This window comes from Flavobacterium chungangensis (genome assembly GCF_042654045.1).
Taxonomy (GTDB): domain Bacteria; phylum Bacteroidota; class Bacteroidia; order Flavobacteriales; family Flavobacteriaceae; genus Flavobacterium; species Flavobacterium chungangensis.
This window is the reverse complement of the sequence record NZ_JBHSFY010000014.1, coordinates 121812-142113: the sequence shown is the minus strand read 5'-3', so window position 1 is coordinate 142113 and position 20302 is coordinate 121812. Positions and strand designations below refer to the sequence as shown.

Annotated in this window: 18 protein-coding genes; 9 read left to right on the top strand and 9 right to left on the bottom strand. The window is 31.9% G+C overall.

Annotation, left to right across the window (positions count from 1 at the left end; all coding sequences use genetic code 11):
* Window positions 1-165 precede the first annotated feature (165 nt).
* The 4 genes from ACFO3N_RS19890 to ACFO3N_RS19875 all read right to left on the bottom strand — a co-directional run bounded on the left by ACFO3N_RS19890 (window position 166) and on the right by ACFO3N_RS19875 (window position 3410).
* Window positions 166-1011 (bottom strand): sulfurtransferase, encoded by an 846-nt coding sequence (locus tag ACFO3N_RS19890; protein ID WP_379800662.1) that lies wholly within the window; start codon window positions 1009-1011, stop codon window positions 166-168.
* A gap of 3 nt (window positions 1012-1014) precedes the next feature.
* The gene (locus tag ACFO3N_RS19885; RefSeq protein WP_379800660.1) at window positions 1015-1872 is read right to left on the bottom strand and encodes a ThuA domain-containing protein; all 858 of its coding nucleotides are present in this window, start codon (window positions 1870-1872) and stop codon (window positions 1015-1017) included.
* A 14-nt stretch (window positions 1873-1886) separates the two neighbouring features.
* A complete protein-coding gene (locus ACFO3N_RS19880) occupies window positions 1887-2276 on the bottom strand; it encodes a DUF1398 domain-containing protein (RefSeq protein WP_095927817.1) in 390 nt (129 codons plus the stop codon).
* 144 nt (window positions 2277-2420) lie between these two features.
* On the bottom strand, window positions 2421-3410 hold the full coding sequence (locus ACFO3N_RS19875) for an alpha/beta fold hydrolase (RefSeq protein WP_379800658.1): 990 nt from the start codon (window positions 3408-3410) through the stop codon (window positions 2421-2423).
* A 281-nt stretch (window positions 3411-3691) separates the two neighbouring features.
* Between ACFO3N_RS19875 and ACFO3N_RS19870 the strand changes: the two genes are divergently transcribed.
* Window positions 3692-4384, top strand: a complete 693-nt coding sequence (locus ACFO3N_RS19870; RefSeq protein WP_379800657.1) for a hypothetical protein — start codon at window positions 3692-3694, stop codon at window positions 4382-4384.
* A gap of 95 nt (window positions 4385-4479) precedes the next feature.
* On the opposite strand, the gene ACFO3N_RS19865 is transcribed toward ACFO3N_RS19870, so the two are convergent.
* The 5 genes from ACFO3N_RS19865 to ACFO3N_RS19845 form a co-directional block, all read right to left on the bottom strand.
* Window positions 4480-4917, bottom strand: coding sequence for an acyl-CoA thioesterase (locus ACFO3N_RS19865; RefSeq protein WP_057122622.1), 438 nt, complete (start codon window positions 4915-4917; stop codon window positions 4480-4482).
* A 122-nt stretch (window positions 4918-5039) separates the two neighbouring features.
* Window positions 5040-5825 carry a TlpA disulfide reductase family protein gene (locus ACFO3N_RS19860; RefSeq protein ID WP_379800656.1) on the bottom strand — a complete coding sequence of 262 codons (786 nt, stop codon included), beginning with the start codon at window positions 5823-5825 and terminating at the stop codon, window positions 5040-5042.
* Between the two features lie 65 nt (window positions 5826-5890).
* Window positions 5891-6346, bottom strand: a complete 456-nt coding sequence (locus ACFO3N_RS19855; protein ID WP_379800655.1) for an SRPBCC family protein — start codon at window positions 6344-6346, stop codon at window positions 5891-5893.
* An 81-nt stretch (window positions 6347-6427) separates the two neighbouring features.
* Complete coding sequence (locus ACFO3N_RS19850) at window positions 6428-6874, bottom strand: hypothetical protein (RefSeq protein ID WP_379800654.1); 447 nt, start codon at window positions 6872-6874, stop codon at window positions 6428-6430.
* Window positions 6875-6954: 80 nt separating this feature from the next.
* Complete coding sequence (locus ACFO3N_RS19845; protein WP_379800653.1) at window positions 6955-8004, bottom strand: hypothetical protein; 1050 nt, start codon at window positions 8002-8004, stop codon at window positions 6955-6957.
* A gap of 388 nt (window positions 8005-8392) precedes the next feature.
* On the opposite strand from ACFO3N_RS19845, the gene dnaK reads away from it, so the two are divergent.
* From dnaK to ACFO3N_RS19805, 8 genes are all read left to right on the top strand, one after another.
* Window positions 8393-10276 (top strand): molecular chaperone DnaK, encoded by a 1884-nt coding sequence (dnaK, locus tag ACFO3N_RS19840; RefSeq protein ID WP_248726323.1) that lies wholly within the window; start codon window positions 8393-8395, stop codon window positions 10274-10276.
* A 103-nt stretch (window positions 10277-10379) separates the two neighbouring features.
* Window positions 10380-11567 carry an AAA family ATPase gene (locus ACFO3N_RS19835; protein WP_379800652.1) on the top strand — a complete coding sequence of 396 codons (1188 nt, stop codon included), beginning with the start codon at window positions 10380-10382 and terminating at the stop codon, window positions 11565-11567.
* Complete coding sequence (locus tag ACFO3N_RS19830) at window positions 11557-11997, top strand: hypothetical protein (RefSeq protein ID WP_379800651.1); 441 nt, start codon at window positions 11557-11559, stop codon at window positions 11995-11997. Before ACFO3N_RS19835 ends, ACFO3N_RS19830 begins: the two co-directional genes overlap by 11 nt.
* Window positions 11998-12148: 151 nt before the next feature.
* A complete protein-coding gene (gene corA / locus ACFO3N_RS19825) occupies window positions 12149-13222 on the top strand; it encodes a magnesium/cobalt transporter CorA (RefSeq protein ID WP_379800650.1) in 1074 nt (357 codons plus the stop codon).
* A gap of 66 nt (window positions 13223-13288) precedes the next feature.
* Entirely contained in the window at window positions 13289-15382 is a 2094-nt protein-coding gene (gene pta, locus ACFO3N_RS19820) for a phosphate acetyltransferase (protein ID WP_379800648.1), read from the top strand.
* A gap of 72 nt (window positions 15383-15454) precedes the next feature.
* Entirely contained in the window at window positions 15455-16639 is a 1185-nt protein-coding gene (locus ACFO3N_RS19815) for an acetate/propionate family kinase (RefSeq protein ID WP_379800646.1), read from the top strand.
* Window positions 16640-16648: 9 nt separating this feature from the next.
* The gene (locus ACFO3N_RS19810) at window positions 16649-17305 is read left to right on the top strand and encodes a hypothetical protein (protein WP_379800644.1); all 657 of its coding nucleotides are present in this window, start codon (window positions 16649-16651) and stop codon (window positions 17303-17305) included.
* 100 nt (window positions 17306-17405) lie between these two features.
* On the top strand, window positions 17406-20150 hold the full coding sequence (locus ACFO3N_RS19805; protein ID WP_379800642.1) for a helix-turn-helix and ligand-binding sensor domain-containing protein: 2745 nt from the start codon (window positions 17406-17408) through the stop codon (window positions 20148-20150).
* The last annotated feature ends 152 nt before the right edge of the window (window positions 20151-20302 follow it).

Genomic DNA, 20302 nt, shown 5'->3' with positions numbered 1-20302 from the left:
CAGATTTTACAGATTAAAAAGATTAAAAAAATGTGTTGCCACGAATTTCGCTAATTCGCACGAATTTTTTATCATTTATAATTAGTGAAATTGTTTCGCCTGTTCGCTATCGCTCGGGGCGTGGCTAAAAAAAATCACTTTAATCTGTGAAATCTGTGGCTAAAATTATTCTGTTTGTTGTGTTGCCATTTCGCGATCGTTTCTTGACCATTCGCTCCAAGAACCTGCATATAATTTCGGAATTGGAAGTCCAGCGTAATCCATTGCCAATAACGTGTGACAGGCTGTAACGCCAGAGCCGCAATGGACAATTGTATTTTCTGGTTTTATATCTTTAAGAACAGCTTTGTATTTTTCGGCCAATTCTTCGGCAGATTTAAACAATCCGTTTTCGTCCAAATTTTCAGTTAAGGGAACGTTGATGGCTCCAGGAATATGTCCAGCAATTAAATCCAGAGGTTCTGTTAAGCCGTCGTAACGGTTTTTGTCACGAACATCGATTACGATATTTTGATTGTTTTTACGAGCTTTTTCGACCTCTTCAATATCTGCTAAAGCCAATTTCCATTCTTGAGAAGGATAGGCTGTTTTTTCAAAAGTCTCATTTCCAGAATTGGTTGGAAAACCAGCTTGAATCGCAGCTTGATAACCGCCATTTAAAACCTGAATCTTTTCATGTCCAATCGCACGCATCATCCACCAGAATCTCGCAGCGAAATTAGAGCCATTTTTATCATCGTAAACGACAACAGGATCGGAAGGTGCAATTCCTAATGCAGAAAGTGTTTTTGCAAATTGTTCAGGAGAAGGCAAGGGGTGTCTTCCGCCATTGGCAGGATTTTCTGGAACTGCGGACAAATCGCGATTTAAATCAACAAAACGAGCACTTTTTAAATGTTCTTTTTGATAATTGTCAAAAGTATTCGCGCCAGCTCTAGCATCAATTAAAATGATTTTAGGATTAGCAATTAATTCTTGAGCCGTAATGATAGGAGGAAGAGTAGTTGACATTTTTTATTTTTTCTTTGAATTTCCAAGCCAAAGCAAAGCATTCAAAATTAATTGACTTTGTGTTTTGTTTTCAAAAGTGTACGATAAGGTTTTGTTTGTTCCGCCTTCATAATCAATATCATTATGGCCCATATTTACGTACAGCATTTTATACTTTTTATTGGTCCAAACAACTGGATAATAGCCACTATGCCAAATTTCGTGGGCTTTTGGGCCAGTTCCGAGTGGAAAACTAGATTCGTCAATAGCCACTAAAATTTCAATATCTGGATTTTTGGTTAAATCATTCGACCATCTGTACCATTCATTTGGAGCAGAAGAGAAGGTTTTAGGTAAATTTTTAGTCACAAGGTGCTCATTTTCTACTCTCAAAACTGCCGAAGTTGGTTTCCAAGTATTGCTTCCGTATTCGCCAGAACCTAAGAAGGTGTTGTGATACCAGTTCCAATCTTGATTATAGCTAGAATCATTTAAAGCGAATGCAGAGAAATGAAATCCAATAAAACCGCCGCCATTTTCCATATACTTTTGAAAAGCTTCTCGCTGTTCTTTTTTCTCAGGTCTTGTATCCAAAAATAAAACCACCTGATATTTCGCTAAAAACTTAGCATTTAAATTATCCCAATTGCTTGTAGAATCATATTGGAAATGATTTTCTGCAGCTAATTTTGGAAAGTATTTATTGGCTTCGAGTACAAAACTAATATGCGCCTGATCGTTTTTAGCCGTATAAAAAGCAATGACTTTAAATTTTGAATGTTCTTTTTTGTTTTGAGAAAAGCCAAAGAAAGAAACTATTAAAGCAAAAATTACAATGCTTTTCTTAAAGACGGTTTGGTAGTTTTGGTTAAAAAAAGCCATGAATGTTGAACCGATTAAACAGGAATTTTTTCGATTAAAATTTCATGTTCCGATTTATCAAAATACGTGCAAGTCATTTCAATAATATCAACACGCCATTTTGCAATTCCAGCTTGTGCACAATGATTACAGAAAGTCATATAATCGGTTTCGCCATGCTGATGTTTTACCAAATTTTCTATAAAAAGTTCTTTGTTTGGAGAATCAGCAACTTTAATTTCCGGATATTTTTCTTCGGCTGCGGCGGTATAATTATTTAATCCGTAGTAAACAGTGCTTCCGTCGTGAACGTAAGTATCATATCCTTTTACGCCTAAAATGATTAAATCCTGGATATAATTTGGAAAATCTGCACCGCTTTTTACTTTTCCATGTGCTTCTTTTATTTGTTCGATTGTAAACATATTTTAAATTTTAGATAGTTGATTTTAGATTTTAGATTTTGCCACAGATTAAAAAGATCTACACAGATTAAATCATTTTAATCCTTTAATCTGTGGCAAAAGTCTAATTCGTGTAAATTTGTGTAATTAGTGGCGAAAAAAATATTATTTCAAAAATACGATTAATGATTTTATAAACGAATCAAAAGATTCGATATGTGGCAAATGTCCTGTATTTGGAATTTCTACGAGTTTTGAATTCGGAATTGCTTTTTGTGTTTTTTTGCCCAATTCTGCATAATTCCCCATTGTTTTTCTCACTTCTTCAGAAACAAGTGGTTTTCCTAAAGCAGTTTTATCTCTCGTTCCTATAATTAATAGCGTTGGACATTTAATATTTTTAAATTCATATAAAACAGGTTGTGTAAAAATCATATCGTACAAAAGGGCAGAATTCCAAGCAACGCGGTCATAGTCTGGTGCGGTTGTCCATCCTGCACCCAGTTCGGCCCATTTTTGATAATCTGCATTCCACTTTCCATCGTAATAATTTGCCATTTGATATTGCTTGATGCCTTCGTAATTCTGTTTTAATTCCGATTCGTACCACCAGTCAACAGGTTTGTACGGAACGACTAATTTCCAGTCTTCCAAACCAATCGGATTTTCTAAAACTAATTTTTCTGTTGTTTCAGGATACATTAATGCAAAGCGCGTTGCCAACATTCCGCCCATAGAATGCCCTAAAATTGTGGTTTTTTGAATTCCCAAATGATCTAAAAGTTTCTTGGTATTTTCGGCTAACTGCTGAAAAGTGTATTGAAAATGGTCTGGTTTTGTCGATTTCCCAAATCCAATCTGGTCAGGAACAATTACTCGGAACCCTTCTTTTGTCAAGGCTTTAATAGTAGTTTCCCAATAAGCGCCATTGAAATTTTTTCCGTGAAGTAACACAATATTTTTTTGATTGTAGTTTTCTGGAATGATATCCATGTAGCTCATTTTCATGTACTGGCGCTGACTGCTCAATTCGATAAAATGAACAGGAAACGGATATTCATAATTACTTAAATTAATATCCAGTGCTTTTATATTTCCTTGCTGGCCAAAACTTAAGAAAGGAATTAGTATAAAGAGTAGTTTGAGTATTTTCATTTTAAATGCATTTTTTATTACGACTTATAAAATTAAACCGAACCATTTTTAAAACAAAGCATATTATCTTAAAGTTATCAGAAAAAAAGTATTCAAAATGGTTTCATTGTTTTTAGTGTTAATAATCGATGATTTATTGAGTTTTTATCGATTAAATGAAGCTGATTATGAAAATAATGTATTTTGACGAGTAATGTCGCACTTCAAAGAACTTCTTTTATTAACAGGAAAAATGTATGTAATTTAGTATCAGAATGTTGTAAGCCTTAAAAAATAGTATTATGAAGAAGACACTACTTTTGCTCCTGCTCACTGTCCCCACATTTGCCCAAGAACTCAATACTTTTGATTTCGCCGTTATAAACTCAACCTTAATTTCCCCAAATATAGATCTCGATAAAGGCCGGAGTGTCGTCGCGGCAAATCAAGATCAATATTCAGCTTATTTTCAGTATGCTCTTACGATGTGTGAAGACAATATCATTTTTGGTGCTGGAATTGACAAGTCTGAAATCGATCGCACTTATGTGGGGTATATAGGGAAAATTTGCGAAAAATTTAGAGCTACAATTGGTATCGGTTATGTAGATTCTAGAAGCGGTTATGAGGGAACTTTTACAGGTTTCAGTATCTCCTGGCATTTTTCTGAAAACACCTATATTGGCGGAAACCTCGAAAATTTACATTCGTCAATTATTGATTATGAAACTGACGAAAGTTTTGATTATTACAAAAAACTGGTTCCCAAAGTTTTTGGGAGTTATGAAATTATCCCGCATGTAATTGCTTTTGGACAGTTGAGTTCGAGGGTAAATGATATTGCTTTAAAATATCAGGTTCGCCGATTTTCTGCTGGCGGATTTTATTCTGGACATTCCGTTGGCGGCATTTTCGGAACTGTTAATGTCGGACGATTTGCCTTTTCCTGCAGTACTACTTTTGAAAAAGTAAACTTTGGATTAAAGTTTGAATAACGAAATTAAAAATACAATTTGGTTAAGAGAAAAATCCCAAAAACAAGTTTTAAAATTGTTTTTGGGATTTTTTTATAAGATTAAGATTTACTGGTTTATAGTCCAACGAAATCATCACTTTTTGGAAAAATACTCAAAGCCTGAATCGCGATTTCTGGAGTTGGAGAAGCTAGTTTTCTCAGTTTTGTATCCATCCACGCGCCATCAACTGTGATTGTTGCGCAAAGTGTATCGTCTTCTCTTCTAAATTCATGTATGATCGACCAGCGAGAAGCATCGGCTTTCATTTTTGAAGTTTTAGTATGAATGAATATTTTATCAGAAAGTTTTAATTCTTTTCTAAAAACACATTCTTCTCTAAACAAAACAGGACCAAAACCTTGCGTTTGCATTACTTTTAATGTTAAACCCAATTCTTCTAAAATTTCGATACGATGTTGCGCGCCAAAATCATAATAGGCGCTGTGGCGAACGTGAAAATTAGGATCAAGATCTGACCAACGGAAAGATATTTCTTTTGTAAATGAAGCCATTTTTAATATTGTATTTTATTGAAAAACCGAAATTACAAATAAAAAACAAACGAATAGCACAAAATTACTATGCGTGCATAATTTTTTTTCGTTTTCAAAATTATAAATAGCGGTCCAATAATCTATTTTGAAAGCAGTTTTTTAATTTCGCTTGCTATCTTGTCTAGGTTTCCCTCAGCATTTCCTACTGCCACATATTGTATAATTCCGTTTTGATCAATTAAAAAGTTTTTAGGAATTGCATTTGTAGCATATTGATTCCATATTATATTATTTGGATCAATGCCGAAATTAAAATTAAGGCCATCATTTTTTAACTTCACTACTTTTTTAGCCACTGCAGTTTCTTTTTCTCCGCTTGAAATTGCTAAAAACACAAAGTTGTCATTTTTAAAAGGTTCAAGAATTTTTGATGGAACATCGTAAAACTCTTGTAAGCATGGTGCGCACCAAGTTGCCCAGAAATTAACCAGTACTACTTTTCCTTTTAAGTCAGAAAGTTTTACCTCTTTGCCGTCGACAAGTTTTAAAGTAAAGTCTTTTGCTTTATCGTTGATATTTAAAAGAAATTGTTTTTGTTCGACTTGAGGTTTTGGATCTAAGGCATTGTCTTTAATCTTTTTATCGTTTTCGATTTTTTCTTGTTCGGTAAAAACCTCTACGACCAATATAAATTCTCTATCGCCAATTTTATCGCCAAATTTTTTTGCTAATTCATTTCGCTTTTCTTCACTAACGCCTTTATTCATTGATTTGATATAACCCTCATTGCCATATTTCATAACTTGATCCATTGTGGCAATTTCGTTGTTGATAATAATAACGGTTTCAGGTTTTTTTGCGACTTGGTTTTGCGCATAAAAGGATTGAGCAATTAGAAAAATTGCTAGAAGGATAATTTTTTTCATGTGATTGATTTTTGATTGTTTAATGATTGATGATAAGGTAAAAATACGGAATTAAGTTTTCATAATTACATTTTAGATAATTCAACTTCCAGTTTATCAAAGTTTTCTTCGTTTTTATCGACAACATAAGGCTTTAATTTCTGGCATTCTGCCTCAGTTTCAAAAAGCATTTTAAAAACTACTTTGGTTTGTTTTTCGGCAACAGTTTCAAAAGTGGTTAAGATTTGAAAAAGTGGTTTCGAATGGCGTTTCCAAGCAATAAGATTGGGTTTGTCTATTTTGATGAATTCGCATTCATTGGCATAATTTCCAACTTCTGGACCATGCATAATGAAGCTCCATTTTCCGCCTTCGCAAAAGTTAAACTCCTGAAAAGTATTAGTAAAACCTTTTGGACCCCACCAATTTTGCAAATGTTCTGGATCGCTCCAAGCTTTAAAAACAAGTTCTTGCGGGAAATTCAGGATACGTGTGGTTACAATTTCTGAATCTGATGTCGTAGTAAGAATATCTGAAGTCATTTTGAGTTTTTTTATTGAAAATCAAATTGTTATAGTAAAGTTAATGGGTTTAATTTTTAATTAAGAATTTTTTATACAATTTTATTCTTTGTAATTATAAATTTCTAACGAACTAATACTGGTTCTTGGATTTGCTTTTATATTTTCCAAAGTAGAATTAGATATAAGTTTGTCTTCTATATTTACAAACCCATTTTCATTTTTTGATCTGGATTGATTTTGATTATATGCTATGTGTTTTAGATTATTCCAAAAAGATTTTAACTGATTGTTAATCAAGTTATCTGTTCCAATATAAAAACTATGTTCACCTTCTTTTCCTAAGCCATTTTCTATAAATATTTCAAAAGGTTTTAGTTTCAATTTTTTTTCAACCTTTTTTACAAAATCCATTACAGGTTTTTCAGATGGTGTCCCACAACATATGCTTGAGTAAGTTATAGCAATGTAATTTTTGTTTGTTTGCGACAATGTTAAGATAGGGATAAATAGTATAGTAAGGAATATAAATTTGAGGCTTAGTTTCATTTTTACTGTCTTTTATTATGTGTGGTGCATAGTCAAATTATTCTTTAGGTTTGAATTAAATGAAGCTTCCGTCAATCCTATTATTTTATTTGAATGTTAACAGGAACCCTAATGGTCTTTTTTGCCAATTTCGAAGTTATTGAACAGTAGAAAAAGACTTTTTCGAGTTGGCAGTCGTCTGATTTTAATACTGAAACAAAATTACCCTCATTAGGATTCTCCATTTTGTCTAAACCAAATTCTTTATATTTTTTCAAAAAGGAAGCATAGTCTAATCCTTGATTGTCTCTAAATTTATCATAAATATTTTCAGGAGATTGCACACTTCCATAATTTCCGTTGCAATTGTCTATATAAACGCTGAAATTTTGGGAATCAGAATTAAATAATTTATAGTGAATTGCATTAGCATCAAATTCTAAAATCTGTATTTTTTGGCCTCCAATGCTAAATTTGTCTCCAATATCACTTTTGGTAATTTCTATCTTTTCATATTCTACTGGAATTTCTACTTCAATATCTACATAACCTTTCAGTCTTAAATATTTTGAATCTCCCATTCCAAGGGTTTGAAATACAATTCCTTCTAAAAGCTTTCCATTTTTTTCTTCAAAACCACCCCCACCTAAACCTAGAACTTCTCCATTCAATTTTATTTTTTCATTTTTTTCGTTGGTCAAATCGTATTTTTTAATCGTGGCTTTTATATAATCTAAAATTGAAGTTTGTGTAGTTATGCTTCTATTTTTTCTATATTCTGAAAGTTGTTGTTCTGTATAAAAATTATCTACCAGCGAAGAAAAGTTAATAGAATTTGAAGGTTCTTTATTATAATCAGAGGCACCGTCTGTTATTGCGATTATAGATTTCTCAATTTGATTAAGAGTTTCTTCTGTACGTTCCTTAGAGACTGATAGCATCCAAGGATATTGTTTTTTTGCAGAAGGTTTAGGTTTAGGTAATTTACTGTTTTTAGTGGTGATATCTTCGTAAATCAAAAATTCTTGAAAATGTTCTTTTGTAAAATCTGAATCTGAAAATTTCGATTCTTTGTTTATTAAATCTGGATAGTTTTTGTTTTGGCATGCAGTTATTGTACCTAAAATAAGTAATAGTAAAATTTGCTTCATGATTGGTTAAGGATTGTATGTTTTTTTGCAACTAGAATACGAATGTAAGTTTTTTAGCACTTCAGTCAAAAGCAAAAAACTAAAAACATAAATTTTATTTTCTTTCTGTCGAAACTTCTTTGCCATTTCTCATTTTCCTCTACAAGAGATTTTTGAAGTCATAATTATTAGTTTTCAAATCATAATGAAAAGCTAATAGTACTAAAAAAAATGACAGTTATACAATGTTGTGCCATGAATGTCAGGTTTTGGAAATGTCATGTTGTCAGATGATTTTTAGGGCACTGACGCTAAAACTGACAATTTTATTTAGTTTTTTATATTGGCACAAAGATTGACTTATGCCACCTGAGTTATAAAATTAAATCAAAAATTAAATATATAAAAAATGGGTAAAATAATCGGAATTGACTTAGGTACGACGAACTCTTGTGTTTCTGTAATGGAAGGTAACGAAGCAGTTGTTATCCCTAACGCAGAAGGAAAAAGAACTACACCATCTATCATCGCTTTTGTTGAAGGTGGAGAAATTAAAGTAGGTGATCCTGCAAAAAGACAAGCAGTAACGAATCCTACAAAAACGATTGCTTCTATTAAACGTTTTATGGGACACACTTTTGCTGAAACTCAAGAAGAGGCAAAAAGAGTTCCTTACAGTGTTGTAAAAGGTGACAACAATACTCCACGTGTGGATATTGACGGTCGTTTATACACTGCTCAAGAATTGTCTGCTATGACACTTCAAAAAATGAAAAAAACTGCTGAAGACTATTTAGGTCAAACAGTAACTGAGGCAGTTATCACTGTTCCTGCATACTTTAACGATGCTCAGCGTCAAGCTACAAAAGAAGCTGGAGAAATCGCTGGTCTTAAAGTTATGCGTATCATCAATGAGCCAACTGCTGCTGCACTTGCTTACGGATTAGATAAAAAAGGAAATGATCAAAAAATTGCTGTTTACGATTTAGGTGGAGGTACTTTTGATATCTCTGTTCTTGAATTAGGAGACGGTGTATTTGAAGTATTATCTACAAATGGTGATACTCACTTAGGTGGAGATGATTTTGACCAAGTTATTATTGACTGGTTAGCTGACGAATTCAAAACTGAAGAAGGTATTGACTTACGTTTAGATCCAATGTCATTACAGCGTTTGAAAGAAGCTGCTGAGAAAGCTAAGATTGAATTATCATCTTCTGCTGAAACAGAAATCAACTTACCATACGTAACTGCTACTGCTTCTGGACCAAAACACTTAGTGAAAAAATTATCTAGAGCTAAATTTGAGCAATTATCTGATTCTTTAGTAAAACGTTCTATGGAGCCAGTTGCTAAAGCATTAAAAGATGCAGGTTTATCTACATCTGATATCGACGAAGTAATCCTTGTAGGAGGTTCTACTCGTATGCCAAGAATCGCTGACGAAGTTGAAAAATTCTTCGGTAAAAAAGCTTCTAAAGGTGTTAACCCTGATGAGGTTGTTGCTATTGGAGCTGCTATTCAAGGTGGAGTTTTATCTGGAGATGTAAAAGATGTATTGTTACTTGACGTAACTCCTCTTTCTTTAGGTATCGAAACTATGGGTGGTGTATTGACTAAATTAATCGAGTCTAACACAACTATCCCAACTAAAAAATCTCAAGTATTCTCTACTGCTGCTGATTCTCAACCATCTGTTGAAATCCACGTATTACAAGGAGAAAGAGCAATGGCTGCTGATAACAAAACTATCGGTCGTTTCCACTTAGACGGTATTCCACCAGCACCAAGAGGAGTTCCTCAAATCGAAGTAACTTTCGATATCGATGCTAATGGTATCATCAAAGTTTCTGCAACTGATAAAGGAACTGGAAAATCTCACGATATCCGTATCGAAGCTTCTTCTGGATTAACAGCTGAAGAAATCGAAAAAATGAAAAAAGATGCTGAAGCTAACGCTGATGCTGACAGAATTGCAAAAGAAAGAGCTGAGAAATTGAACGAAGCTGACAGTACTATTTTCCAAACTGAATCTCAATTGAAAGAGTTAGGAGATAAATTGACAGACGATCAAAAAACAGCTATCGAATACGCTTTAACTGAATTGAGAATGGCTCACCAATCTCAAGATCTTGACGCAATCCAAAAAGGATTAGACAATGTAAATGCAGCTTGGAAAACAGCTACAGAAGCAATGTACGCTCAAGGTGGTGAAGGACAACAAGCTGCTCCACAACAAGAGCAGTCTTCTGGAGATAACGTTGAAGACGTTGAATTCGAAGAAGTAAAATAATTCTTTAGTACTAAGTAATTAGTACAAAGTATTAAGATTGAAAACCGAGTCAGAAATGGCTCGGTTTTTTTGTTATATTTACATTGTAATTAGAAAATAAAAAATGGAAAAGTTAATAGTTAAAAATTTTGGACCAATTAAAGAAGCTGAAATAGATTTGACTAAATATGTTGTGTTTATTGGAGATACCTCTACAGGGAAAAGCGTTTTAGCGAAGTTGATAACGATCTTTAGAGATAATGATTTAACTTTTGGTGCTGACAGAATTGGAGAGTTCAATAGACTATTAGGACATTACAATATTGATTTTGATACAGAGGAATCTTCATTTGAATATATCCATGATAATTTACGAATTACGATCTCTAAAAATGACTTGAAATCGCGTAAAAGTAAATTCTTATTTACTCCAACAAATGATACAAAAAAAAATATTGAAAAAGATTCTTTAATAGATCTTAATAATAAAATTAATGAGATTTTAAATAATGAAAATAATCAATATGCAGATAGAGTTGTTGATGATTTAAAAAAAATGATTAAGCAAATTATAAATATTGATAAGTCACTTCATTCATCGCCAATATACATTCCTGCTGAAAGGATTTTAGTTTCTATGCTTAGTTCATCTATATCTGGTTTATGGGCAAATAATGTTGCTTTGCCTAATTGTTTTAAGGATTTTTCTGCAAGATATGAAGTTGCAAGAAAAGAAATAAAAGAACTTTATTTTGAATCATTTGGGATTAATTTCAAATGGGATAATGAATCAGAATATGTTAAAATTGAAGAAAAAGAGTATGTTTTATCTAAGACTTCAAGCGGAATACAATCTTTGCTTCCATTGTTATTGGTTTTAGAATATGAGATTAATTATTCAGATAGTGGAGAAGTTAAAACTATTTTGATGGAAGAACCAGAACTTAATCTTTTCCCAGTTAAACAAAAAAACTTAATTAATTATTTAGTAGAAAAAATAAAAGAAACTAAGAATAATCTAGTAATTACTACTCATAGCCCTTATATTCTCTCTTCATTAGACACTTTAATTCTAGCGAAAAACACTTTCAATGAACATACTGATTTGAAAGAAGAGATAAACTTAATTGTTTCAGAAAATAAGTGGGTTGATTACGATGAAATTTCTGTTTATGAAGTACGAAATGATGGGAAAGTATATTCAATCAAAAATGAAGAGTTTAGAAGTATAGATACAAATGCAATTGATGGAGTTTCTGATATTATTTCAGACGAGTTTGATAAATTAACAGAGTTACGATATGCACAATAGTTTTGATGAATTAATTAAAGCAAATCAAGGTTGTTGTTCAAAAAGTAAAGTAGCTTCTGAAAATGGAAAAAGATTTGAAATTGATTCTAAAGAAGATTTTACAAAAATAAGAATAGACGATTGTTTAATCGCTTCGAAAAAGGTTCAAAAATGTGATTTTGGATTTGCTAGACATCTAAACAACGATTTTTATTTTATAGAATTAAAAGGGAAAGATGTTAAGATTGCTTTAGATCAAATAATTAGCACAATAAGTATTTTTGAATCTACAATAATAAGAATTCCAAAAGATAAAAGGTTTGGATTTATTATTAGTTCAAGAAATCCTTTATCAAGTACAGAAACTAATAATTTAAAACAAGCTTTTGCTAAAAGATATGGAAGACTTTTAGAAATTAAAAGTAGAGAATTTAAATATATACCAAAATAAACCGAGAATTTTTAGCTCGGTTTTTTTGTTTGTACCAATTAACGTAGAGACGCACCACAGTTTCATCTAAGTCTAGGTTTTCCACAAACTGATAATTGTCATTTCCTGTTCGGATTCTTTTTCGTAATATTACTATTGTAAATTTTCATGGATGAGAAAGATCAAATACAAGAAAGGACGTAAGTTGCAACACATTACTTTAGAGTATACTGGCACCCACAAAGAGCACGAAACAGAAATGCAACTTTTTGTTTATAATGATAATGATGTTGTTGAATATGATAAGTTTACAGTTCTTGCCCTTAATTCTTGTTTTGATTATACTAAAAACAATTGGCTCAATATTCATGGTTTAAACGATATTAATCTGATAAAAACTATCGGAGCGCATTTTAAGCTTGACGATTTTCTTTTAGCTGATATTTTAAACACAACAAAAAGAACCAAGTTAGAAGAACAGCAAAATGTTCTGTTCTTTAATATAAAATCACTTTTGCCTTCTGAGTATTCTGATAATATCAGTGTCGAACAGATTAGTTTTATTCTGAAAGACGGAATTTTAATTTCCTTTCAAGAAAAACGAAGTGATTTCTTTACCCATATTCGCGAGCGCTTACGTACGCATGCAGGAATTGTTAGAACCAAAAAGGTAGATTATCTCTTGTATTTGCTTTTAGACGCTGTAATGGAGAATTTCTACATCACATTGGAAGACGAAGAAGATAAAATTGAAGAATTAATCAATTTGACCAAAAAAGAAGCGAAACCCGTTATTTTAGAGAAAATTGAAAATCACCGCGATAATTTAAATTTCTTAAAACGCTCCATTATACCGCTTCGGGATTCTTTGTTTTATCTAAAAACGATTAAAGATGATGACGAATCCAACGGTTTGATTCAGAAAGAAACATTTAATTTCTTTATCAGACTTCATCAAAAGAGTCTAGAGCTTTTAGAGCAGATAGAATCTGACATGAGCGCACTGGAAAGTGCCTCAAACTTTTATTTCTCGGAACAAAGCCGAAAAATGAACGAAATCATGAAAACGCTGACGATTATTTCAGCAATTTTTATTCCGCTTACTTTTATAGTTGGAGTGTACGGAATGAACTTTGAAAACATGCCAGAACTTAAAACCCAAAATGGCTATTTTGTAGTTATGGGTATTATGTTCTTGCTCGTAGTAGCCCTGATCGTTTATTTCAAAAAAAGACGCTGGTTTTAACATTTGTTGCAAGCCAGAGAAATAGTATTTATGTAATTTTGTTATTTAGAATAAATATAAATAATTATGAGTAAAGCAATATATATAGCCACTAGCGACCATAATAGTGGTAAATCAATTATTACGCTCGGTTTAATGAGCATCTTAATTGGTAAAACGGCTAAAGTAGGATATTTTAGACCTATAATCGAAGATTTTGTGGATGGTGAGGTAGATAATCATATCGAAACTGTTTTGTCGTATTTTAACCTTGATATTGCGTTTGACGATGCGTATGCTATTACCAAGAGCAGATTGATCAAGAAAAAAAATAAAGGTAAGATAGGAGAGGTTCTAGATTTAATTATTGAGAAATATAAGAAGCTGGAAGAACGATTTGACTTTGTTTTAGTTGAAGGAACTAGCTTTACAGGCGAGGGAACTTCTATCGAATTAGACTTAAATGTTTTGATTGCCAAAAACCTCGGAATTCCAACCATAATTGTAGGTTCAGGTGTTGGTAAAACCTTAGAAGAACTTTTAGATAGTTTATATCTGGTTTATGATTCTTTCAAAGTAAAAGAGGTTGAAGTATTATCCGTTTTTGCCAATAAAGTACAGCCAGAAAATATAGAATTGGTTACTACGAGCTTGCAAAAAAGTTTGCCTTCAAATGTTTTGATTAATACAATTCCGCTTATTTCGAGTTTGAATAATCCGACCATGCAGGAAATTGTACATGAATTGAATGCTAAAGTGCTATTTGGAGAAAATTATCTGAATAATGAAATTGGACATTATAGTGTAGGAGCAATGCAATTGCATAATTATCTGGTTCATTTGCATGACAATGCGTTAGTTATTACTCCAGGAGACCGTTCTGATATTATTTTAGGAGCTTTACAAGCAAATGAATCAGCAAATTACCCAACTATTTCAGGAATTATCCTAACAGGAAATATTGTTCCAGAAGAAAGTATTTTAAAGCTTATAGAAGGACTTTCTCCTATTGTCCCAATTATTGCTGTTGATGGCGGAACTTATCATATCACCAATAAAATAGGTTCGATTAAATCGGAGATTTACGCTAACAATACACACAAGATTGAAACCTCAATTAACACTTTTGAAAAGTACGTTCAAATTGAAGCGCTATCGCAAAGAGTAATCACTTTCCAACCTGAAGGAATGACTCCAAAGATGTTTCAATACAACATGGTTAAAAGAGCTAAACAGCATAGAAAACATATTGTATTGCCAGAAGGAAATGATGATCGAATTATTGCCGCAGCTTCAAGATTATTAGATATGGATGTGGTTGATATTTCTATTATTGGAGACAAAAAACAAATTGAAAGCAAAGTTGCAGAACTCGGACTTACATTTGATTTTTCTAAAGTAAACATTATCAATCCGATAGAATCTGAAATGTATGAAGATTATGCTAATACGTACTATGAGCTAAGAAAGGCGAAAAACGTAAGCATTACAATGGCAAGAGATTTAATGGAAGATGTTTCGTATTTTGGAACTATGATGGTGTACAAAGGCCACGCAGACGGAATGGTTTCTGGGGCGGCACACACTACACAGCATACCATTTTACCAGCACTACAATTCATTAAAACCAAACCGAATTCATCTGTAGTTTCTTCTGTGTTCTTTATGTGTTTAGAAGATCGAGTTTCTGTTTTTGGAGATTGTGCCATTAATCCAAATCCAACGGCAGAACAATTGGCAGAAATTGCAATTTCTTCTGCAGAATCAAGTTTAGCTTTCGGAATTGAACCAAAAATTGCGATGCTTTCTTATTCTTCTGGATCATCTGGAAAAGGTGATGAAGTAGACAAAGTGAGAGCGGCTACAACAATCGTAAAAGAAAAAAGACCAGACTTAAAAATCGAAGGGCCAATTCAATACGATGCAGCAGTAGATTTAACTGTAGGAAAAAGCAAAATGCCAGATTCAGAAGTAGCAGGGCAAGCAAGCGTATTAATTTTCCCTGATTTAAATACAGGAAATAATACATATAAAGCCGTTCAAAGAGAAACTGGAGCTTTGGCAATCGGACCAATGTTACAAGGTTTAAATAAGCCCGTAAATGACTTAAGTCGCGGTTGTACTGTAGACGATATTATTAATACGGTAGTTATTACGGCGATTCAAGCGCAGGGAATGTAAAAACAATAAAAAAAATAATAAACTAAAACGCTTAGAATCTTAGCTTCTTAGAACCTTAGCAACTTAAAAAGAATGAAAATACTAATAATAAACTCAGGAAGTTCTTCAATTAAATACCAATTAATGGTAATGCCAGAAAACGAAGTAATCTGTTCTGGAATGATTGATAGAATTGGTTTAGAAACTTCAAATATAACTTTTAAAACAGCAACAGCTTCAATCGAAGAAATGCTTCCAATTCCGAATCATAAAGTAGGTTTACAAAAAGTAGCCAATATGCTATTGGATGCTGAAAAAGGAGTTATTAAATCGACTTCAGAAATTTCGGCAGTGGGACATCGTGTTGTGCATGGAGGAAGCGATTTTAGTGACACCGTAAAAATCGATGAGAAAGTTAAAGAAAAGATCAAACAACTTTTTGAATTGGCGCCTTTGCATAATCCAGCAAATTTAGAAGGAATTAATGTAGCAGAAGAGATTTTCAGTTCTGCTGAGCAAATTGCTGTTTTTGATACCGCTTTTCATCAGACTATGCCAGAAGTAGCGTATAAATATGCTATTCCAAATTATCTTTTGACAGAAAATAAAGTCCGTGTCTATGGTTTTCATGGAACGAGCCATAAATATGTGTCTGAAAAAGCCATTAATTATTTAAAAGATAATTCTAAAATAATTACGATTCATTTAGGAAATGGCTGCAGTATGGCCGCTGTTAAAAATGGAAAATGCATTGACACTTCAATGGGGTTTTCTCCTTCAAATGGTTTAATCATGGGGACTCGTGCTGGAGATATTGATCAGTCTGTGGTCTTTTATATGATTAAAAATTTAGGATATACGCCAGATGAAGTAAATGCTGTTTTACTGAAACAAAGCGGTATGCTTGGTCTTACAGGCTACAGTGATTTGCGTGATATTGAAGCTGAAGCCGAAAAAGGAAACAAAGATTGCCAGTTGGCATTACATATGAATGCTTATAGAATCAGAAAGACGATTGGTGCTTACGCAGCAGCTCTAAACGGACTTGACGCTATTGTTTTTACTGCGGGAATTGGAGAAAACTCATCATACATGCGTAATTTGATTTGTACAGATATGAATTATTTTGGAATTGAAATTGACGCAGCAAAAAATCAAATTCGTTCTAAAGAATTAAGAGAAATCAATTCAGAAAATGCTACTACAAAAGTTTTAGTTGTTCCGACAGATGAGGAGTATGAAATTGCCAATCAGGTTTTTCAATTACTAAAAAATTAAAATTTAAAAATGGACAATAAACTATTTGAGCTTGAAAAGCAACTTGAAGATTATTCTGGATATTGTCAATTGGACATCGAAAGTGGTTTGTTGTTTCCTGAAAATTTCAGACAAATTTATAAATATAAAATTTTTGGAGACAATCTACTTTCAATCCCAGCAAATTTAATTATTGATGGTGATGATGATGAATTTGAAAAGCCATTTAGTTTTTTAAACACTTCAGAAGAATTAGATGTTTTTGAAAAAGAGTTTAGATCTGAAATTTCAGACCATTTTATTCAAATAGGTCATTTATATAATTGTACAGAACTTGTACTGTTAAATAAGATAAAAAATACAGTGCATGTTTTTCATGTTTCTGATATTGCAGATAAAGACTGGTTGAATTATAAATTAGAAAACGGGATTTGTAATTTGGATGAATTTGTAAATAGTATTAGACCACAGACAGTTTGTTGTTTAATCAATCCGAAAGATTATTCTGAATGGGATATATTTGAAATTAGGAATGAAACAGAATTAAAAACTGAAAGAGAATTGATGGAATTTAATGATAAAAAAACTGTCAATGAAGAATATATTGAACAAGTGAAAAAATCTTTAGAAAAAGGATTTGATATTAATTACGCTCCTCAATCAGTACTACTTAATTTTAAAAAATGATTTTATCTAAATAGTATAAAAAACTCCTCAAGCTTGAGGAGTTTTTTTTGACCTAAAAATTAAATATTTGTGAGTATCTTTGAAGTTAAAAACGAATACTTTGAAATCGATACTTTTTAAATCAGTTATCTTCTTTTTCATCGCTTTACAACTTCAAGCACAAGAATTACTTCCCTTTGTCGAAAATTACAGCAAATCAGATTATCAGGGTGATAATCAGATCTGGAATGTGGCACAAGGAAATGATAATGCGATGTATTTTGCCAATAATCACTACTTGCTTCGTTACGACGGAGTAAAATGGGAAAAATATACACTTCCAAACAAAACGATCATTCGATCTATCCTGATTGAGGGAGATAAAATCTATTCTGGTTCTTATAAAGAATTTGGCTATTGGTATAGAAAAGAAGGAACAATGCACTATGTTTCTATTACCAAAAACCTCAGATTGTTTGATGAGAAGGACAACGAGGAAATATGGAAAATATTCAAATTTAACGGGTCTCTTTATTTTCAATCTTTTAATGATGTTTTTATTTATAATGGAAAAACAATTAAGAAAATTAAATTTCCATTTCTTATTTCTTATTGTTTTGGTGTAGATAAAGATTTATATGTTGCTTCAGTTATAGACGGAATTTTTAAAATGAATGGTAAATATATTGCCAATCCAAAAGGATGGAATGTTTTGAAAAATACTGTTGTTCATGCCATAGAAAAGTATAAAAACCAGACTTACATCTTTACACAGAAAAAAGGAGTTTTTATTGTAGAAAAAAATGGATTAAGAAGTTGGGATCATCCCATAAATGAAGTTTTAAAATCGGCTACAATTAATGTGGCAAAATTTGTCAAAAATGAAAAACTAATTATCGGAACTGGAAATCGTGGAATTTTCATTTTAGATTTAAAAACCAATTCATTTAAAAATATTGAACGCAATAATGTCTTAATGAATAATTCGGTTTTAAGTTTAGGATTGGATAAAGAAAATGATTTGTGGGTTGGTTTAGATAATGGTATTGCGCACGTTGAGGTTAATTCTCCTATTTCTTTCTTTTATGATAATTCTGGACTTTTAGGATCAGTTTATGCAGTCGCTTCAATTAATAAAGGCTATTTAATTGCTTCAAATCATGGAATTTTTGAATATAGTGCCGGAAAGTTTAATATGATGCCTAATACGCAAGGGCAGGGCTGGAATATTTCTCTCATTGACGGAAAATATATTATAGGTCATAATGATGGTACTTTTTCGTATGAAAATAATACGCTGAGCAAGATAAATGGCGTTAGCGGAGGTTGGAATATGTCCAAGAGCAGTATTAATGACACTTATTTTCAATCGACTTATAGCGGTATTCTTGTTTATGACGATCCCGCAAACATGTCTCATTATAAAATCATAAAAGATCTTGCAAAACCTATAAAATATGTAGCTCAAAATAAAAAAAATGAAATTTGGGCTGCAGATAATTATCGTGGTTTGTATCGTGTTTTACTAGATGATAATTACAACACGCTAAAAGTTGAAAATGTCACACAGCAGAGTAAAATACAAAACGATTTTGGAATAAAGATTTTTGAGTTTAGAAAAGAAATACTTTTTCTAATTAACAATTCTTGGTATACCTACAATTCGATAGCTGGTAAATTGGAAGAAAATGAATTGTTTAATACAAGTTTTAAAAATGTAACAGATATTGTTTCCATAGACGATGATCATTTTATGGTTTTGCAAAACGGAATCTTATATCATATTTATACAGAAGGTAACAAGTTTGTGTGGAATATTATTCAGGAGAAATATTATAAAGGAAAATTAATCAATGAGAATTTAAGGATTTTCAAGAAAGATAATTATTATCTGTTTAATCTCGATGACGGATTTGTTTCACTTAAACTCGAATATGAAAACAAACAAAATTCTGGAGTAAAAATTGAAGCATTTAGTAATGATATTTTAGTTCCTAATGAAGAGAAAGTTAAATTCAATACGGAATTAAAGATTAACGTTATTTCTGGAATTTATGGCGCGAGCAGACCAAATTTGTTTTATAAACTTGATAAGGAAAAAGAATTTATCTCTATTTCAGATGGATTAATAGTTTTAAATAATTTAAGCAGTGGTGATCATACAGTAGAAATATTCAAACATGATGGATCTACTTATGATAAAGTTTCTTCTTATAAATTTAAAGTTGCAGAGCCGTGGTATTTCTCTTTTTGGATGATTCTATTATATCTTCTTGTGGTTGGAGCAGTTTTATTTTTCTATTATAAATGGAATAAACTTCGCTATATGCAAAAATTAAAATTGCAGGCTGAAGAATTAAAACATCAGAGAGAAATTCTGGAGATGGAGTTGAAGAAAGAAAACGAACTTAATATTCAAGAATATGAAAAACATATCTTGGAATTAGAATTGCAAGCAAAATCTTCAGAAGTAGCAGGTAAATCTTTATCAATTGCCAAACAAACAGAAATGATTGATAAAATTCAAGGTATTTTGGAAACCGAAAAAGATTTTGGCAAACTAAAGAATGAAATTAGAAAAGCGATTAAAATCAATGAAGTGAATAAGCACGAATGGGAAACTTTTGAAACCAATCTAAATCAAATTCACAATGAGTTTATTATTAACCTTTCTAAAAAATATCCACAACTAACTCCAAAGGATATAAAACTGTGTGTTTATCTAAAAATGAATCTTTCTTCTAAAGAAATTGCTCCTATGATGAATATCTCTTTTAGAGGTGTAGAATTGCATAGATATCGTCTTAGAAAGAAGCTAAACCTTACTCAGGACGAAAACTTGTCCAAGTTTTTATTAACTCTGTAAGATTTGGTTTTGTTTTTTACAGAATTTATATTTTTCCATATCATTTTTTATATAATTGCGATACATCATTACTACATCATAATGTTATGTTAAACGAATTTCTTTAACATTTATAGTGTTGATAATCATTGTTGTAAGGTAAAAATTTAACA

Coding starts and splice junctions, on each gene's coding strand:
- ACFO3N_RS19890 (WP_379800662.1), bottom strand. CDS start 1,011: ATGTCAACTACTCTTCCTCCTATCATTACGGCTCAAGAATTAATTGCT.
- ACFO3N_RS19885 (WP_379800660.1), bottom strand. CDS start 1,872: ATGGCTTTTTTTAACCAAAACTACCAAACCGTCTTTAAGAAAAGCATT.
- ACFO3N_RS19880 (WP_095927817.1), bottom strand. CDS start 2,276: ATGTTTACAATCGAACAAATAAAAGAAGCACATGGAAAAGTAAAAAGC.
- ACFO3N_RS19875 (WP_379800658.1), bottom strand. CDS start 3,410: ATGAAAATACTCAAACTACTCTTTATACTAATTCCTTTCTTAAGTTTT.
- ACFO3N_RS19870 (WP_379800657.1), top strand. CDS start 3,692: ATGAAGAAGACACTACTTTTGCTCCTGCTCACTGTCCCCACATTTGCC.
- ACFO3N_RS19865 (WP_057122622.1), bottom strand. CDS start 4,917: ATGGCTTCATTTACAAAAGAAATATCTTTCCGTTGGTCAGATCTTGAT.
- ACFO3N_RS19860 (WP_379800656.1), bottom strand. CDS start 5,825: ATGAAAAAAATTATCCTTCTAGCAATTTTTCTAATTGCTCAATCCTTT.
- ACFO3N_RS19855 (WP_379800655.1), bottom strand. CDS start 6,346: ATGACTTCAGATATTCTTACTACGACATCAGATTCAGAAATTGTAACC.
- ACFO3N_RS19850 (WP_379800654.1), bottom strand. CDS start 6,874: ATGAAACTAAGCCTCAAATTTATATTCCTTACTATACTATTTATCCCT.
- ACFO3N_RS19845 (WP_379800653.1), bottom strand. CDS start 8,004: ATGAAGCAAATTTTACTATTACTTATTTTAGGTACAATAACTGCATGC.
- dnaK (WP_248726323.1), top strand. CDS start 8,393: ATGGGTAAAATAATCGGAATTGACTTAGGTACGACGAACTCTTGTGTT.
- ACFO3N_RS19835 (WP_379800652.1), top strand. CDS start 10,380: ATGGAAAAGTTAATAGTTAAAAATTTTGGACCAATTAAAGAAGCTGAA.
- ACFO3N_RS19830 (WP_379800651.1), top strand. CDS start 11,557: ATGCACAATAGTTTTGATGAATTAATTAAAGCAAATCAAGGTTGTTGT.
- corA (WP_379800650.1), top strand. CDS start 12,149: ATGAGAAAGATCAAATACAAGAAAGGACGTAAGTTGCAACACATTACT.
- pta (WP_379800648.1), top strand. CDS start 13,289: ATGAGTAAAGCAATATATATAGCCACTAGCGACCATAATAGTGGTAAA.
- ACFO3N_RS19815 (WP_379800646.1), top strand. CDS start 15,455: ATGAAAATACTAATAATAAACTCAGGAAGTTCTTCAATTAAATACCAA.
- ACFO3N_RS19810 (WP_379800644.1), top strand. CDS start 16,649: ATGGACAATAAACTATTTGAGCTTGAAAAGCAACTTGAAGATTATTCT.